Consider the following 14,359-nt stretch of genomic DNA (forward strand, 5'->3'; position numbering starts at 1 on the left):
CCGGGTTCACGCCCGGACGGGCACCCTCGCGTCGAGCCAGGCCAGCAGGTCGGCACGCACGGATTCGGCCTGCAGCTCGTGGAAGATCTCGTGCCGGGCATCGGGGTACACCAGTGTGGTGACGTCGGTGAGCCCGGATCGCGTGCGGTAGGCGTCGGCGAGTTTGTGCACACTGCGGGGGCCGCCGACCGGATCGTCGCCGCCGACCATCAGCAGCACGGGGATGTCGCGTCCGAGGTCGCGTGCCGGTCGGCCGTACAGGCGCAGCGCCTCGATCGGGCCGAACAGCTTCAACAGCGGCGTCTCGGTCGTGAGCGGGTCGTCGCGGAACGCCTCCCACACGGCGGGGTCGCGCGAGAGCCACTCCAGGCCGTGCGCGTCGGGCCCCGCCCAGCGCGCGTTCAACGGCGCCGCATTCAGGTCACCGGGGGTGCGCAGCGCCGAGCCGGTCAGCACGACGGCGTCGTACGCCTCGGGATGCTGGTTCACCAGCATCTGCGACAGGAACGACCCCCAGGAATGACCGATCAGCACGAGGGGCAGTTCCGGATGCTGGGTGCGGATGATCCCGGTGAGCTGCCAGCAGGCGGCGACGGCGGCGCGCAGACCGCCCGGCCCCAGTCGGCCGAGCTTCGCCGGGCCGCCGTGTTGTCTGATGCCGGTGCGCCCATGGCCGCGGTGGTCGTCGGCGTAGACGTGGAAGCCGGCCGCGGTGAGAGCGTCGATGACGGCTCCATACCGGCCGGCGTGCTCACCGACGCCGTGCAGCAGCTGCACGACGCCGCGCGGTTCGCCCTCCGCCGTGTACATGTCGTACACGATCGAGATCCCGTGGGCGTCGACGAACTCGGCTGTTGTGGGTGCGGCCATGGCCCGAGTCTACGGATTTCGCTCGGCGCGGGTCAGGCGACGACCGGGGCGAGGGCGGCGACGACGGCCAGTGCCGCGTCGCGATCGGTGGTTTCGTAGCCGCCGACGCCGTCGCTGGCGGATCCCAGGCGGACTCCCCCATCGGCGGTCACCGTGCGCTTGGCCGAGAAGTGCACCGCGTCGACTCCGGTGGCGGCGATCGCGACGACGTCGGATGCTGTGATGCCGCTGCCGGCCATGACCTCGATGCCACCGTCAGCCTCGGCGACGAGCGCGCGCAGCACGTCGACGCCGTCAACCGCGCGCGAGGCGCCACCCGAGGTCAGGACACGTCGGATGCCGAGTTCTCGCGCCGTACGCAGCGCGGCGATCGGGTCGGGGGTGGTGTCGATCACACGGTGCAGCGTCACCGGGGCGCCGGCGGCAGCATCCACCAGTCGTGCGAGACCCTCCCGGTTGAGCGCGCCGTCGTCGCCCTGGCATCCGACGACGACACCGTGCGCACCCGCGGCGAGCGCGAGGCGCACATCGCGCGCCATGAGGGCGATCTCGTCGGCGTCGTAGTGGAAGTCGCCGGCACGGGAGCGCACCAGGGCGTGCACCTCGGGGCCGTCGTCCCCCGCGACCTCGCGGGTGATTTCGATCGTCGCCTGAGAGGGCGTGAGCCCACCGAGGGCCAGCGCCTGGGTGAGTTCGACGCGCGCCGCACCCGCCTCGCGCGCGATGCGCATTCCGGCAGGGTCCTGGATGGCGATTTCAAGCGCGAGTGACATGAAAACAATTTTCGCAGGATCGCCCTCGACGTCAAGTGTTCTGGTCTTTATTTTCATCACCCCCGAAACGTATTGTCCGGCGCGCCCAAAAGTTAGTTAGGCTATCTAAGCAATGACTGCCGATCTCCCCGCCACCGCCACTGAACTCCGCTACGCCGTCTTCCGCCTCGCCCGGCGCCTCCGCTGCGCGCGAGCCGTCGACTCCCTGAGCGACGCGCAGCTGGCGATCCTGGGCGGCCTGCGCGCGCACGGCAGGCACACGCTGTCGCGGCTCGCCGAGCGCGAACGCGTCACCGCGCCGACCATGAGCGCCATCGTCGGCGGGCTGGTCGAGATGGGTCTCGTCGTGCGCATCCCCGACGAGGACGACCGCCGCCGGGTGCACGTCGAGATCACCCCACAGGGCGAGGATGTGGTCACCGAGACCATCCGCCGCCGCGACGAGCTGCTGGCGGCGATGATCACCGACGCCGGCCTCGACGACAGCGACCTCGCGGTGCTGCGCGAGGCGGCCGCACTGCTGCAGAGGATGGCCGACGCATGAGCGGCATGTTCCGGTCGTTCCGCACCTTCAACTACCGCACCTGGTTCCTCGGCGGCGTCATCTCGAACATCGGCGGTTGGATGCAGGCAACCGCCCAGGACTGGGTGGTGCTCACCGAGCTGACCGACAACGACGCCACCGCGATGGGCATCACCATGGCGCTGCAGTTCGGCCCGCCACTGGTGCTGGTGAGCATGACCGGTTGGGTGGCCGACCGGTTCGACCGGCGCAAGGTGCTTCTCGTGACGCAATCCACGCTGATGCTGCTGGCGCTCGGCGTCGCGGCGCTGCTGCTGACCGGCGTCATGACGCTTCCGCTGATGTTCTGCTTCGCGGCAGCGTTCGGCGTCGCGAACGCCTTCGACGCCCCGGCCCGCCAGGCGTTCGTGTCGGACATGGTGAGCATCGACGACGCCTCGAATGCCGTCGCACTGAACTCGGCGGCGTTCAACATGGCCCGCCTGATCGGCCCGGCCGTCGGCGGTCTGCTGATCGTCGTACTCGGCAGCGGATGGGTGTTCGTGGCCAACGCCGTCACCTTCCTCGCCATGATCATCGCCCTGCTCGCGATGCGCGTGCACGAGCTGATCCCCCGCACCAAGGACCACCGCTCGGGTGGCCTCGCCGAGGGCTTCCGGTACGTCTGGGGCCGGCCCGACCTCGTCGTGGTGTTCGTGATGGTGTTCCTGATCGGCGCGTTCGGCATGAACTTCCCGATCTTCGCCTCGACGATGGCTCTGGAGTTCGGCAAGGACGCCGATGGCTACGGCGTGCTCAGTTCGGTACTCGCGATCGGGTCCGTGGCGGGCGCACTGCTCGCGGCGCGGCGCGACCGCGCCCGGGTGAGGGTGCTGGTGCTCTCGGCGGGAGGGTTCGGGCTGGCATCCGTCCTCTCGGCGTTCTCGCCGACGTACTGGACCTACGCGCTCGTGCTCGTCTTCGTCGGGTTCAGCATCGTCTCGATGCTGACCACCGCCAACGGCTACGTGCAGACGACGACCGACCCGGCACTGCGCGGCCGAGTGCTCGCGCTGTACATGGCGGTCATCATGGGGTCGACGCCGATCGGCGCGCCGATCGCCGGGTGGATCGTCGATGCTTTCTCGGCGCGCACCGCGATCGTCGTCGGCGGCGTCGCCGGCATCGTCGCGTTCGGGATCGGCGTCGGGTGGATGCTGTGGTCCGGCCGCCTGCACCGGCGCGAGGGGGCGAAGTTCAAGCTCACGCTCGACGAGACCCGACCGGTCTCGGTCGTGCGCGCGATGGAACCCGAGACCTTCGACGAGCGCACCGCGATCACCTCGCCGATCCGCCTGCCCCGCCTTCGCAAGAGCAAGCGCTGACCCGTGCAGCGGCATCCGCGCTCACTGCTCCTCGCGCTCGGCGCACTGACGGCCTTCGGCCCGCTCTCACTCGATGTCTACCTGCCGTCGCTGCCACAGCTCGGCAGTGACCTGGGCGCCTCCGAGTCGCTGACCCAGTTCACCCTGAGTGCGTGCATGATCGGCCTGGCGCTGGGCCAGCTGCTGTGGGGTCCGATCAGTGACCGGTACGGACGGCGGATGCCGCTGTTCATCGCGATCACCGGGTTCATCGTCACCTCGCTGCTGTGCGCCGTAGCCCCCACGATCGAGGTGCTGATCGGCATCCGCATCGTGCAGGGACTGTGCGGCGCCGCCGGAATGGTGATCGCCCGCGCCGTGGTGCACGACCTGTTCTCGGGTGCCGAAGCGGTCGCGGCGTACTCCACACTCGCCGCCGTGCTCGGCATCACGCCGGTGCTCGCCCCGCTCGTGGGCGGCGGCATCGCCCTGGTGTCGGACTGGCGTGGCGTCTTCGTGACGCTCGCCGTGATCGGTGCGCTGCTGCTCGCGGTCGCCGCCCTCGCCGTCCCCGAGACGCACGCCCCCGACGACCGCACCGCCGGTGGCATCCGCAACGACTTCCGCGGCATCGGTGCGGCCCTCACGAACGGTCCGTTCATGCTCGCGGCCGCCACGCTCGGTCTCGCCTCGATCGCCCTGTTCTCGTACCTGCAGATGTCGCCGTTCGTGCTGCAGCAGCAGTACGGTCTGAGCCCGCAGGGCTTCGCCCTGGTGTTCGCGGCGAACTCGGTCGGCATCCTCGCCGCTGCGACCCTCAACCGGCGCCTCGCCCGCCGAGCCCCCGCTCAGCGGGTCGTGCGGTGGTCGTTGTCGATCGCCGCGGCAGCCGCGATCGCGGTGCTGCTGGCCGGAATGCTCGACTCGTCACAGCCGTGGCTGCTGGTGCCGCTGTTCGTTGTCATGTCATCGCACGGCATCAACAACCCCTCGCTCACCGCGCTCGGTTTGGGCCAGATCACGCGCAGCGCCGGGTCGGCATCCGCCGTGCTCGGTACCGTCTCGATGCTGCTGGGCGCCCTCGTGCCGCCGCTGGTCTCGCTGTTCGGAGTCTCGGCGGCGGTTCTCGGCGGAACCATGCTCGCAGCGCTCGTCGGGGCACTCGTGCTGCTGGCCGTGGCGAGCGCCCGCGGCGCCCGGAACGCGTAGCGCCGCCTCGCGCGAAGATCAGGCGCACGACGCGGGCCGGGGCTCGTAACGTGGAGTCATGAGGCGATCCGGTGCGGCAGCAGCGGCCGGTGGCGCGGCAGCGCTGCTGGGCGCAGGAGCAGGCGAGCTCGTCGCGGCCCTGGCGGCACCGACGGCCAGCCCGTTCGCCGTGATCGGCGGCGCCCTCATCGACGCGGCGCCGACATGGGCGAAAGACACCGTGATCGCCTGGTTCGGCACGGCCGACAAGCTCGCGCTGCTGATCGGCATCGGCGTCGCGCTGCTCGCCGTTGCGGCCATCGCAGGCATCGCCGAATCGCGGTGGCGGGGTGTCGGCGTCATCGCGTTCGCCGCGCTGGGCGTCGGCGTCGGCGTTCTCGCGCTCACCCGGGCCGACGCGGGATCGCTGTCGTGGCTGCCCGCCGTCGTCGCGGGCGCCGTCGCGGCGGTGTTCCTGCGGACGCTGCTCTCGCTCATGCCCGCCGAGGGGGTCGCGCCCGCCGAGAGGGTCGCGCCTGCCGAGGGGGTCGTGCCCGCCGAGAGGGTCGCACCAGAGGGCGCACCATCTGACACGTCCGCGCACTCCCGGCGGCGCTTCCTCGCCTGGACCGGTGGTGCCGCGATCGTCGGGGTCGCCTTGGCGGTGGGCGGCACGCTCGCCCGCGCCGGCTCGACCGCGGTCACGGTCGTGCGCGACGCGATCCGCCTGCCCCGACCGGCCATGCCCGCGCCAGCGGCGCCAGCCGGCGCAGCCCTCGATGTCGCCGGGCTCAGCCCGCTGATCACTCCGAACAGCGACTTCTACCGCATCGACACCGCCCTCGTGGTGCCCACCGTCGACCCGGCGCAGTGGCAGCTGCGCATCCATGGTCTGGTCGACCACGAGGTGCGGCTGACCTGGGACGAGCTGCTCGCCCTGCCGCTGATCGAGGCACCGGTCACCCTGTCGTGCGTATCGAATCCGGTGGGTGGAGACCTGGTCGGCAACGCTGTGTGGCTGGGATACCCGATCCGCGAGCTCCTTGCCCGTGCTCAACCGCACGCCGACGCCGATATGGTGCTGTCGACCTCGGCCGACGGCTTCACCGCCGGCACCCCCTTGGAAGCGCTCACCGACGACCGCGACGCTCTGCTCGCGATCGGCATGAACGGCGAACCCCTCCCTCTGGAGCACGGCTTTCCCGTGCGGCTGGTGGTGCCCGGCCTGTACGGGTACGTCTCGGCGACGAAGTGGGTGACCGACCTTGAGGTGACCCGCTTCGATCGGTCGCGGGCGTACTGGACCGACCGCGGCTGGTCGGCACGCGGCCCGATCAAACTGCAGTCGCGCATCGACGTACCACCCTCGGGAGCGCAGATTACCGCCGGCGACGCCATGATCGCCGGCGTCGCCTGGCAGCCCGGCACCGGTGTATCCGGCGTCGAGGTGCAAGTCGACGACGAGCCGTGGCAGCGTGCCGAGCTCGCCCCGGCCCTCTCGTCCGACACGTGGGTGCAGTGGCGGATGCCCTGGCGCGCCACCCCGGGGGCGCACGTGCTGCGCTGCCGGGCGATCGATGCCGACGGGAACGCCCAGACCGGGGCATCCGCTCCTCCCGCGCCCGACGGCGCGACCGGATGGCACACCGTCACCGCGACCGTGGCGTGAGCCCCATTCCGCCGGCGGCACGACAGGAGTAGCGTCCTGTCGCATGGACCCCATCATCCGCACGCGCGGGCTGACGAAGACCTACGGACGGGTGCGCGCCCTCGACGGCCTCGACCTCGAGATCGGCGCCGGGCAGGTGCACGGCTTCCTCGGCCCCAACGGCGCCGGCAAGTCCACCGCGATCCGCGTGTTCCTGGGGCTGGCGCGCAAGACCGGCGGGACTGTGTCGGTGTTCGGCGAGGACCCGTGGACGTCGGCCGCCCGCCTGCATCGGCGCATCGCGTACGTGCCCGGCGATGTCAGCCTGTGGCCGAACCTGTCGGGCGGCGAGGCGATCGACCTGCTCGCCCGGCTGCGCGGCGCCCGCACCGACGCCGCCGACTACCGCGCACAGCGAGCGCGTCTGCTGGACGTGTTTCAGCTCGACCCCCACAAGAAGGGTCGCTCGTACTCGAAGGGCAACCGGCAGAAGGTCGCGCTCGTCGCGGCTCTCGCGGTTCCCGCCGACCTGTACATCCTCGATGAGCCGACCAGCGGCCTGGACCCGCTGATGGAAGTGACCTTTCGGCATGAGCTCACCCGGTTGAGGGACGGCGGCGCGACCGTGCTGCTCTCGAGCCACATCCTGAGCGAAGTCGAGCACACGTGCGATCACGTATCGATCATCCGAGCGGGGCGCATCGTCGAGACCGGCACCCTCACCGACCTGCGGCACCTCACCCGCACCGAGGTCTCGTTCGACGCGACCTCCGACAACGCCCTGACAGGGATCCCCGAAGCCCACGACGGCGCTATACACGGTGGCCGCGCCCGATTCACGGTCGACAGCGACCGGGTCACCGCCGTGCTCCCGGAGCTCTCCCGTCGGGCCGTGACGGGACTGCGCATCGAACCGCCCTCGCTGGAGGAGCTGTTCCTGCGTCACTACGGCGACGTGGTAGACGACACAGTGGACGACACAGCGTCCAACACGGTGGACGCACGCGGGAAGCTCCGTCGATGAGGACGCTCCTGCTGCTGCGGCTTCGCCGCGACCGCCTGCAGGTGCCGCTGTGGGTCGTCGGCACGACGCTGCTCGCTGCTGCCGCGGTCGGCGGTGTCACCGCCTCGTTCACGACCGAGGCCGACCGCCACGGGCTGCTGGCCGCGGTGATGGCCAATCCGGTCATCCTGCTGTTCCGCGGGTTGCCGTCCGGGTCGGGCGAGGCGCAGGTCGCAGTGTTCCTGATCCTCCCGTTCCTGTCGATGCTCGTCGGCATGATGAGCGTGTTCCTCGCCGTGCGCCATACCCGCACCGATGAGGAGCAGGGGCGGGCCGAACTGGTCGCCGCAACCCCCGCAGCGCGAATCCTGCCCCTGGCGGCGACCACCCTGCACGGCCTCCTCGTCACCACCGTGATCGGCGTCGGCATCGCCCTCGCGTTCATCACCCTGGGGTACCCGGTCGCGGGCTCACTCATCGCAGGGCTCGCCGTGGCATCCGTCGGTCTGTGCTTTCTCGGGGTCGGGCTGCTGTCGGCGCAACTGATGCGCACCTCACGCGGCGCGAACTCCCTGGCCGTCTGGCTGCTGGTCGCGGCCTACCTGACCGCCGGGCTCGGGAACGCGCTCGGCACGCCCAGCGACGACCTCACCCGTCTGGAGAGCAGCCCGCTGACCTGGCTGTCGCCCATCGGATGGGCCGAGAACACCCGCGCCTACGCCGATGACGTCGCCTGGCCGGCGCTGCTGGGCATCGCTCTGGGCGTGCTGCTCGCGACCGCGGCGTTCCTCGTGCAGTCGACGCGCGATCTCGGCGAGGGCATCGTGCCGCAGCGGCACGGTCGCGCCTCGGCGTCGCGGATGATGGGATCGCCGATCGGCCTGGCCTGGCGTCTGTCGCGCGGCGCCGCGTGGGGGTGGGCGACGGGCGGGCTGATCGCCGGCATATTGGCCACGAGCCTCACCTCGGCGATGAACGAGCTCGCCCGGATCGATTCGGTGCAGCGGTTGCTCGAAGCGATGTCGCAGCAGAACGACATCGAGCAGAGCATGGTCGTGGTCTTCTACCTGATCGTCGGCGTGCTCGCCTCGTGCGCCGCTGTGCAGACGGTCTGCCGGGCCCGTCAGGAAGAGGCACACGGCACCGCCGAGCCCGTCCTGGCGGGCGCCGTCGACCGAACCCGCTGGCTGGCATCGCACCTCGTGGTGGCGGCTGCCGCGGCGGCACTGACCCTGGCCGCCGCGATCGCAGGATCGGCGCTGGGAGGTCTGCGCGGCGGTGCCGACCTGGTCGCCGACGCTGTCATCGCCGGCGTGGGCCAGGCGCTGGCGGCCGCAGTGATCCTGGCGCTGACCGCGTTGGTCTTCGTCGTCGCGCCGCGAGCGACGATCGTCTTCGGGTGGATGCTGGTGCTCGTCGCGTTGCTCATCGGCCTGTTCGGCCCGCTGTTCTCGCTACCGGAATGGGCGACCCGGCTGTCTCCCTTCGCGCAGGCGCCGGTGCCGGGCCCCGACGGAATCGACGTCAATGGCGGATGGTGGCTGCTCGCGATCACCGTGCTGGGTGCTGCGGCGGCGCTGTGGCTGATGCGCCGACGCGAGTTGCACCCCGCATCCTGAGGCCGCATTCGTCACCGGTGACCCGCACTGGATAGCGTGGAGGGCATGAGCGGACACGGCGAGGCGACTCAGACGACCGAGACCGAGACGCGCGAACCCCAGGTTCTGCGATGGGTCTTCTGGCCCGCGGCGGCGATCATCATCGCGTTCGTCTTGTTCACCCTGCTGTTCCCGCAGGTCGCCGAAGAGGTGTTCGCGGCCGTGCAGACCTCGATCGTGAACGCCTTCAACTGGTACTACGTGCTGATCGCGGCGTTCTTCGTCGCGTTCAGCCTGTTCCTCGGCTTCAGCCGATTCGGTGACATCAAGCTCGGACGAGACGACGAAGAGCCCGAGTTCTCGCTGATGAGCTGGTTCTCGCTGCTGTTCGCCGCCGGAATGGGCATCGGTCTGGTCTTCTACGGTGTCAGCGAACCGCTCAGCCACTTCGTGAACCCGCGACCCGGCGTGACGGGAACACCCGAGCAGCTCGCACAGGGGGCGCTGGGGCAGACGTACCTGCACTGGGGCGTGCACGCCTGGTCGATCTACGTCGTGATCGGGCTCGCCCTGTCGTACGCGATCCATCGCCGTCGGCGGCCCGTGTCGATCCGGTGGACGCTCGAACCTCTGCTCGGCAAGCGCGTCGAAGGCGGCTGGGGGCACACGATCGACGTGATCGCCCTGGTCGGCACCCTCTTTGGCGTCGCGACCTCGCTCGGGCTCGGTGTGCTGCAGATGAGCTCGGGCCTGCACGCGGCAGGCTTCGCCGACCCCGACGAGGCGACCCAGGTCGTGCTGATCCTCATCATCTCGGTGTTCGTGCTGATGTCGGTGCTGTCGGGCGTCACCCGCGGCATGAAGTGGCTGTCGAACGCGAACCTGGTGCTGGCCGGGCTGCTGGTGCTCTACCTGCTGGCTGTCGGCCCGACCGAGTTCCTGTTGCGCGACTTCGTGCAGTCGATCGGGTACTACGTGCAGAACTTCGTGGGTCTGTCGTTCAACGTGAGTGCGTTCCAGGGCGAGGCCGGCGAGCAATGGCAGGCGGGGTGGACGTCGTTCTACTGGGGCTGGTGGATCTCGTGGGCGCCCTTCGTCGGCATCTTCATTGCCCGGGTCTCGAAGGGCCGCTCGGTGCGCGAGTTCGTGATCGGCGTGATCATGGTGCCGACGCTGCTCGGCATCCTGTGGTTCGCCGTGCTCGGCGGCTCTGGACTGGCGATGGAACTCGCCAACCCGGGCACCCTTACCGGGCCCGACGGCGAAGTGGACTTGCAGGGTGCGCTGTTCGAGATGCTGCAGCACGTGCCCGGGTCGGCGATCGTCAGCGTCGGTGTGCTGTTGCTGCTGACGATCTTCTTCGTGACGTCGGCCGATTCGGGCGCCCTGGTGATGGGCATGATCGCCACCGGCGGCAAGCCCGAACCGCGCCGGTGGATCCGCACGTTCTTCGTCGCGGCGACGGCCCTGCTGGCGATCGCGCTCCTGCTGGCCGGAGGCCTCACCGCGCTGCAGACGGCGGCGATCACGATCGCGCTGCCGTTCAGTGTGGTGATGCTGCTGATTTGCTGGTCGACTGTCGTGGCGTTCACCCGTGAGCGCCGCGCCTATGCGAAGGCCGAGCGTGCGCAGTTCATCGACCGGATCGGCGACTACTACGGCCTGGAGGTCGAGGCGCACGACGCCACCGGCGTGCTGGGAGCCCAGCCCCGATGGATGCGTAGCCTGCAGCGCCGGTTCGGGCTGCCCGTGGCGCCGACCGAACCGTCGCGCATCACGCCGACAGCACTCGCGATCGAGAGCCACGTGGATGCGTCGCCGTCGACGATCGACGTCGACGTGCTCGTGGATCAGGACGAGCTCGCCGGCCTCGACGACCCCGACGTTCCCTCGCAGGACGCGGGCCCGTTCCTGAAGGACTGACGCCCAGCGCACTCGCGCTCTCGCGCCCAAGCCCCACGCACCCCGGCCCGTCCCCACCCACGAGGGGTCAAATTCTGCGCAGTTCAGCCCCCTGAACGCGACATTTCTTGACCCCTCGTGAGGAGGAGAGGTGTTGCATGCGCTGCGTGACCCACGAGGGGTCAAGTTCTGCGCAGTCCAACCCTCTGAACGCGACATTTCTTGACCCCTCGTGAGGAGGAGAGGTGTTGCGTGCGTGCGTGCGTGCGCTGCGAGCGTGCGTGCGCGGGCTACGCGGCGAGCACGTGCCGCAGCTGCTCGACGGCCCAGTCGAGCTCGGTCGCGCGGATCACCAGCGGCGGCGCGATGCGGATGGTCTGCCCGTGGGTGTCCTTCACCAGCACGCCGCGCTCGCGCAGCTTCTCTGCGATCTCTCGCCCGGTACCGATCGCGGGGTCGATATCGACGCCGGCCCACAGCCCCGCGATACGCACCGCGGTCACGCCGTGCCCGATGAGCGGTTCGAGAGCGGATGCCAGATGCGCGCCGAGCAGACGGGCACGCTGCTGGAACTCACCCGTGCTGAGCATCTCGACGACCTTGGTGCCCACGGCGGCGGCCAGCGGGTTTCCGCCGAACGTCGAGCCGTGCTCGCCGGGACGGATCACCCCGAGCACGTCCCGGTTGCCGACGACGGCCGAGACAGCCAGGATGCCCCCACCGAGCGCCTTGCCCAGCAGGTACAGGTCGGGCACGACGCCCTCGCGATCGCAGGCGAAGGTCTCGCCGACGCGGCCGAGCCCCGACTGGATCTCATCGGCGATGAAGAGCACGTTCCGCTCGTCGCAGATCTCTCGGACCCGGCGCAGGTATCCCTCGGGTGGGATGATCACGCCACCCTCGCCCTGGATCGGCTCGATGAGCACGGCCGCGGTGTCTTCGGTGATCGCGTTCGCGATGGCATCCGCATCGCCGTAGGCGACCACGTCGAAACCGGGCGTGTACGGGCCGAAGTCGGCACGCGCCTGCTCATCGTCGCTGAAGCTGACGATCGTCGTGGTGCGGCCGTGGAAGTTACCGTCTGCGACGATGATGCGCGCCCGACCGGCCGGGATGCCCTTGACCCGGTACCCCCACGCGCGGGCGACCTTGATGCCCGTCTCGACGGCCTCGGCGCCGGTGTTCATCGGCAGCACCAGCTCTTTGCCGCACAGTTCGGCGAGCGCCGCGGCGAACGGTTCGAGCTGGTCGTTCATGAACGCGCGGCTGGTGAGCGTGACGCGGCCCAGCTGCGCGGTCAGCGCCTGCACGATCGCCGGATGCCGGTGACCGAAGTTGACGGCCGAGTAGGCGGCCAGCAGATCGAGGTAGCGCTTGCCGTCGGCATCCGTCACCCACACCCCGTCGGCTTCGGAGACGACGACGGGCAGTGGGCTGTAGTTCTCGGCGACGTGCGGTTCGAGCGGCGCGGTCGTCGAGGTCGACATCAGGACTCCCCGTCGGTCTTCGCGCCGCGCAGTTCGAGCGTGCAGCACTTGATGCCGCCACCGCCGAGCAGCAGCTCGGACAGGTCGACGGTGAGCGGGTTGTATCCGCGCTCGCGCAGCTGCTTCTCGAAGCCCTTGGCGCGCGGCGAGATGATCACGTTGTAGCCGTCGCTGGCCGAGTTCAGGCCGAACACGGCGCCGTCCTCGTCGGCGACGAGGATCGCGTCGGGGAAGCGCTCGGCGAGGATGCGCTGGGATGCCTCGTCGAACGCGCCGGGCAGGTAGGCGATGTTGGCGCGCTCGGGGCCGCCGTTCTCGTGACCCACTACCGGGTCGAGCACGGTGAGCGCGGTGTCGAGGTGGTAGAAGCGCGGGTCGATGAGCGTGAGCGTGACGACCTCGCGTCCGAAGACCTCGTGCACCTCACGGTGGCTGTCACCGGCGGAGCGGAAGCCGGTACCGGCGAGGATCACGTCGCCGGCGAGCAGGAAGTCGCCCTCGCCCTCGTTGACCTCCTGGGGCAGTACCGTGTCGAAGCCGTTCGCGCGGAACCACTCGGCGAAGGCGGGGGCCTCACCCTGGCGCTGCTCGAAGTAGAACTCGGGGACGTACGCCCGGCCGTCGATGACGAATCCGCCGTTGGCGGTGTAGACCATGTCGGGGTAGCCGGCGAGGGGCTCGATCAGCTCGACCTCGTGGCCGAGCTCGATGTACAGGTCGTACAGCTTCTGCCACTGCTCGAGGGCCTTGGCGGTGTCGGTGGGCTTGGCGGGCTCCATCCACGGGTTGATCTTGTAGCTGACCGTGAAGTGCTCGGGACGGCACATCAGGTAGCGGCGGTGGTGGGCGACGCGGGTGGGGGCGGTGGCGGTGGTGGTCTCAGGCATGGACATGGAGGCTCCTCGTGAAGGTGCGGCGGACGCTGTCCAGGGGCCCGGCGGAAGTTCGACCCGCAACACTGACGGGGAAGATGCACGTGGGCACGCCAGTGATCATTATTTCACGGGAAGGCTCACGATGCAGTGGGCGAATCCTCAGCGTGCACGACGAGTTTTCCGGCGGCGTGCCCCGTCTCGATGCGGGCCATTGCCTCGCCCGCCGCCTCGAATGCGTACTCGTCGGCGATCACAGGATGCAGGCGCCCCTGTGCCACGAGGTCGAGCAGGTTCGCGAGGAGGTCCGGCTTCGCGACGGCTGCGAGGGGGCGGATGCGATGGCGCGATCCGATCGAGAGCAGAGCGGCCCGTAGCATCCGAGGGATCGGTCCGAGCACGCGTCCGCCGTCGCCCCCGACGAGCACGACCGTGCCACCGGGGCGAGTGAGCCGCTGCAGCGCGCGCAGCGACTGCCCGCCGGCGATCTGGATCACCGCGTCGTACTCACCGTGCGGCAGCTCGTCCACGGGGGTGTTCCGGTCGAGCACGCGTGCGGCGCCGAGCCCGGAGAGCAGCGGGTGGTGCTGTTCGCCGGACGTGGCATGCACCTCGGCACCACGGATCGCCGCGAGCTGGACGGCGAACGTGCCGACGCCACCGGAGGCCCCGAGAATGAGCACTCGGTTGCCCTCGGTGACCCCGGCGAGGTCGAGCGCCTGCCAGGCGGTTCCGCCCGCGATCGGCAGTGTCGCCGCGATCTGCGGCGGCACGGCCTCGGGTCGCGGCACGCAGCGAGCGACCGGGGCCGTCGCAAACGGCGCCAGCCCTCCGCCGCCGGGCAGTTCGGCCACGACGGCGTCGCCGACGGTGGCATCCGTCACTCCGTCGCCGAGGGCGACGACCGTACCCGCGACATCCATGCCTCGGACCGGCTGACGGGGCCCGCGCAGTCCGAAGGCGGGCCGGACGACCAGCGGGTCGCCGAGCATGATCCGCACGTCTCCGGCGTTGAGCGCGGTGGCCTCGATGCGCAGCAGCACCTCGCCGCGTCGCGGCTCGGGGGTGGTGCGCTCGTGGCGTCGGATGCCGGATGCCGGCCCGTAGCGGTGCTGCATCCAGGCGGTCATGGTGGTGGTCGAAACGGTCATG

Annotated in this window: 12 protein-coding genes; 7 read left to right on the top strand and 5 right to left on the bottom strand. The window is 70.2% G+C overall.

The features are described 5' to 3' along the window. Positions 1-6: 6 nt before the first annotated feature. Both ACLD0U_RS13080 and ACLD0U_RS13085 read right to left on the bottom strand, forming a co-directional pair. Entirely contained in the window at positions 7-870 is an 864-nt protein-coding gene (locus ACLD0U_RS13080; RefSeq protein ID WP_410340873.1) for an alpha/beta fold hydrolase, read from the bottom strand. A 32-nt stretch (positions 871-902) separates the two neighbouring features. After that, on the bottom strand, positions 903-1,643 hold the full coding sequence (locus ACLD0U_RS13085) for a copper homeostasis protein CutC (RefSeq protein WP_410340874.1): 741 nt from the start codon (positions 1,641-1,643) through the stop codon (positions 903-905). 112 nt (positions 1,644-1,755) lie between these two features. On the opposite strand from ACLD0U_RS13085, the gene ACLD0U_RS13090 reads away from it, so the two are divergent. Genes ACLD0U_RS13090 through ACLD0U_RS13120 form a run of 7 tightly spaced genes read left to right on the top strand, consistent with a single transcriptional unit; the run spans position 1,756 to position 10,869 of the window. Beyond that, complete coding sequence (locus tag ACLD0U_RS13090; RefSeq protein ID WP_179409883.1) at positions 1,756-2,187, top strand: MarR family winged helix-turn-helix transcriptional regulator; 432 nt, start codon at positions 1,756-1,758, stop codon at positions 2,185-2,187. Positions 2,188-2,192: 5 nt separating this feature from the next. Then, complete coding sequence (locus ACLD0U_RS13095) at positions 2,193-3,530, top strand: MFS transporter (protein WP_410340972.1); 1,338 nt, start codon at positions 2,193-2,195, stop codon at positions 3,528-3,530. Positions 3,531-3,533: 3 nt separating this feature from the next. Then, positions 3,534-4,718: a multidrug effflux MFS transporter gene (locus ACLD0U_RS13100; protein WP_410340875.1), complete on the top strand. Its 1,185-nt coding sequence runs from the start codon at positions 3,534-3,536 to the stop codon at positions 4,716-4,718. Positions 4,719-4,776: 58 nt separating this feature from the next. Then, entirely contained in the window at positions 4,777-6,366 is a 1,590-nt protein-coding gene (locus tag ACLD0U_RS13105) for a molybdopterin-dependent oxidoreductase (protein ID WP_410340876.1), read from the top strand. A 43-nt stretch (positions 6,367-6,409) separates the two neighbouring features. Continuing rightward, a complete protein-coding gene (locus ACLD0U_RS13110) occupies positions 6,410-7,369 on the top strand; it encodes an ATP-binding cassette domain-containing protein (RefSeq protein WP_410340877.1) in 960 nt (319 codons plus the stop codon). Next, positions 7,366-8,967 carry an ABC transporter permease gene (locus ACLD0U_RS13115; protein WP_410340878.1) on the top strand — a complete coding sequence of 534 codons (1,602 nt, stop codon included), beginning with the start codon at positions 7,366-7,368 and terminating at the stop codon, positions 8,965-8,967. Before ACLD0U_RS13110 ends, ACLD0U_RS13115 begins: the two co-directional genes overlap by 4 nt. Before the next feature lie 45 nt (positions 8,968-9,012). Continuing rightward, positions 9,013-10,869 (top strand): BCCT family transporter, encoded by a 1,857-nt coding sequence (locus tag ACLD0U_RS13120; protein WP_206821603.1) that lies wholly within the window; start codon positions 9,013-9,015, stop codon positions 10,867-10,869. A gap of 269 nt (positions 10,870-11,138) precedes the next feature. On the opposite strand, the gene rocD is transcribed toward ACLD0U_RS13120, so the two are convergent. From rocD to ACLD0U_RS13135, 3 genes are all read right to left on the bottom strand, one after another. Further along, a complete protein-coding gene (gene rocD / locus ACLD0U_RS13125; RefSeq protein ID WP_410340879.1) occupies positions 11,139-12,335 on the bottom strand; it encodes an ornithine--oxo-acid transaminase in 1,197 nt (398 codons plus the stop codon). Continuing rightward, positions 12,335-13,222 (bottom strand): dimethylargininase, encoded by an 888-nt coding sequence (gene ddaH, locus ACLD0U_RS13130; RefSeq protein ID WP_410340973.1) that lies wholly within the window; start codon positions 13,220-13,222, stop codon positions 12,335-12,337. The genes rocD and ddaH overlap by 1 nt, the downstream gene beginning before the upstream one ends. A gap of 125 nt (positions 13,223-13,347) precedes the next feature. Next, positions 13,348-14,358, bottom strand: coding sequence for an NAD(P)-dependent alcohol dehydrogenase (locus ACLD0U_RS13135; RefSeq protein WP_410340880.1), 1,011 nt, complete (start codon positions 14,356-14,358; stop codon positions 13,348-13,350). Position 14,359: the final 1 nt, after the last annotated feature.

Origin of the sequence: Microbacterium sp. 2216-1 (assembly GCF_046507855.1) — a bacterium.
Lineage (GTDB): Bacteria > Actinomycetota > Actinomycetes > Actinomycetales > Microbacteriaceae > Microbacterium > Microbacterium esteraromaticum_C.

Bases quoted from the DNA above. Each gene is read 5' to 3' on its own strand.
- ACLD0U_RS13080 (WP_410340873.1), bottom strand. From the start codon at position 870: ATGGCCGCACCCACAACAGCCGAGTTCGTCGACGCCCACGGGATCTCG.
- rocD (WP_410340879.1), bottom strand. From the start codon at position 12,335: ATGTCGACCTCGACGACCGCGCCGCTCGAACCGCACGTCGCCGAGAAC.
- ACLD0U_RS13120 (WP_206821603.1), top strand. From the start codon at position 9,013: ATGAGCGGACACGGCGAGGCGACTCAGACGACCGAGACCGAGACGCGC.
- ACLD0U_RS13135 (WP_410340880.1), bottom strand. From the start codon at position 14,358: ATGACCGTTTCGACCACCACCATGACCGCCTGGATGCAGCACCGCTAC.
- ACLD0U_RS13085 (WP_410340874.1), bottom strand. From the start codon at position 1,643: ATGTCACTCGCGCTTGAAATCGCCATCCAGGACCCTGCCGGAATGCGC.
- ACLD0U_RS13115 (WP_410340878.1), top strand. From the start codon at position 7,366: ATGAGGACGCTCCTGCTGCTGCGGCTTCGCCGCGACCGCCTGCAGGTG.
- ddaH (WP_410340973.1), bottom strand. From the start codon at position 13,222: ATGCCTGAGACCACCACCGCCACCGCCCCCACCCGCGTCGCCCACCAC.
- ACLD0U_RS13110 (WP_410340877.1), top strand. From the start codon at position 6,410: ATGGACCCCATCATCCGCACGCGCGGGCTGACGAAGACCTACGGACGG.
- ACLD0U_RS13105 (WP_410340876.1), top strand. From the start codon at position 4,777: ATGAGGCGATCCGGTGCGGCAGCAGCGGCCGGTGGCGCGGCAGCGCTG.
- ACLD0U_RS13090 (WP_179409883.1), top strand. From the start codon at position 1,756: ATGACTGCCGATCTCCCCGCCACCGCCACTGAACTCCGCTACGCCGTC.
- ACLD0U_RS13095 (WP_410340972.1), top strand. From the start codon at position 2,193: ATGTTCCGGTCGTTCCGCACCTTCAACTACCGCACCTGGTTCCTCGGC.